Genomic DNA, 1,503 nt, shown 5'->3' with positions numbered 1-1,503 from the left:
GATGAGCGACCAGATCGCGTGCGCCGGGTTGTGTCCGTCGTCCCTGGCGCCGGGAGCGCTCTCACTGATCTGACCTTTCCCCCTGAATCAAGTCCAGTCCGGGAGTGGTAGATTCCCGGTCTTGGATCAGGAGGATCGAAGTCATGGCCAGGACGCGCCACACGGCGGAGCAGATCGTCGGCAAGCTGCGCGAGGCGGAGGTGCATCTGTCGAAAGGGCTCTCCATCGCGCAGGCATGCAAGCACATCGGGATCACGGATCAGACCTATTACAGATGGCGACGCGAGTACGGCGGACTCAAGGTCGAGCAGGCCAGGCGCCTGAAGGCGCTGGAGCGCGAGAACGCGCGGCTCAAGCGCCTGCTGGCCGACGCGGAGCTTGACAAGGCGATCCTGCGCGAGGCGGCGAACCCAAACTTCTGAGCCCGACGCGCCGGCGCCGGATGGTCGACCACGTCGTCGATCATCTGCATGTGTCGGAGCGTCGGGCGTGCGCCGTGCTGGGGCAGTCGCGGGCGACGCAGCGGTATCTGCCGCTGGAGCGAGATGACGAGGCGCCGCTGACGCGGCGGATCGTGCAGTTGGCGGCGATGTACGGGCGGTACGGAACCCCGAGGATCACGGCGATGCTTCGAAGCGAGGGCTGGCGGGTGAATCACAAGCGGGTCGAACGGATCTGGCGGCGAGAAGGGCTGAAGATCCCCAGAAGGCAGCCAAAGCGAGGGCGATTGTGGCTCAATGACGGCTCCTGCGTGCGACTCAGGCCGATGCACAAGGACCACGTCTGGGCGTACGACTTCGTGCAGAGCCGGACGCACGACGGCAGGGCGGTGAAGATGCTCACGGTCGTCGACGAGTTCACGCGGGAATGCCTGGCGATCGACGCGGCCAGGACGCTCAGGAGTGACGACGTGCTCGAGCGTCTCACATGGCTCTTCGTGACCCGCGGCGTGCCGGAGCACGTCCGGTCGGACAACGGGCCCGAATTTACAGCTCGGGTCGTGCGCGACTGGCTCAAGCGCGTCGGTGTGAAGACGCTCTTCATCGAGCCCGGCTCGCCGTGGGAGAACGGGTATTGCGAGAGCTTCAACGGCAAGCTGCGTGACGAACTGCTCAACGGGGAGACCTTCTACACGCTGAAGGAAGCGAAGGTGCTCATCGAGCGCTGGCGTCGTCACTACAACACGGTGCGCCCGCACAGTTCCCTGGGCTACCGGCCCCCGGCGCCGGAGGCGATCGCGCCTGCTGAGGCGCCCTTCGCTGCGCTCAGGCCGCCTCAGCAGGCAGTCGAACACATCGTTGGTCTAACATAGACCGTGGTATAGAAACCGGGGGAAGGTCAGTCTGGGCGTAATGGTCACGCTGCTTGTCCTTCCTCGCCTTTGTGAACCGGAGATGACGCGGGATGCTCGTGAGCACCCGAGCGCCGGTGTCCTTGTTGATGAGGTAGCCGTGGTCGTCATCGTCACCTGCGATCGCGTAGACGGGAGCGACGTCCACCTTG

The 1,503-nt window shown here is 65.1% G+C and carries 1 protein-coding gene; it reads left to right on the top strand.

All coding sequences use genetic code 11. The features are described from left to right. The first annotated feature begins 143 nt into the window (after positions 1–143). Positions 144–1,312, top strand: a protein-coding gene (locus MJD61_22015) for an IS3 family transposase (protein ID MCG8557935.1) whose coding sequence is annotated in 2 segments (ribosomal slippage) — positions 144–411 and positions 411–1,312 — 1,170 coding nt in all. Because the reading frame shifts where the segments join, the coding sequence is not laid out codon by codon here. The last annotated feature ends 191 nt before the right edge of the window (positions 1,313–1,503 follow it).

It is taken from the genome of Pseudomonadota bacterium, assembly GCA_022361155.1.
Lineage (GTDB): Bacteria > Myxococcota_A > Polyangia > Polyangiales > JAKSBK01 > JAKSBK01.
The sequence above is the reverse complement of the archived record's forward strand: the minus strand, read 5'-3'. Positions and strand labels throughout refer to the sequence as shown.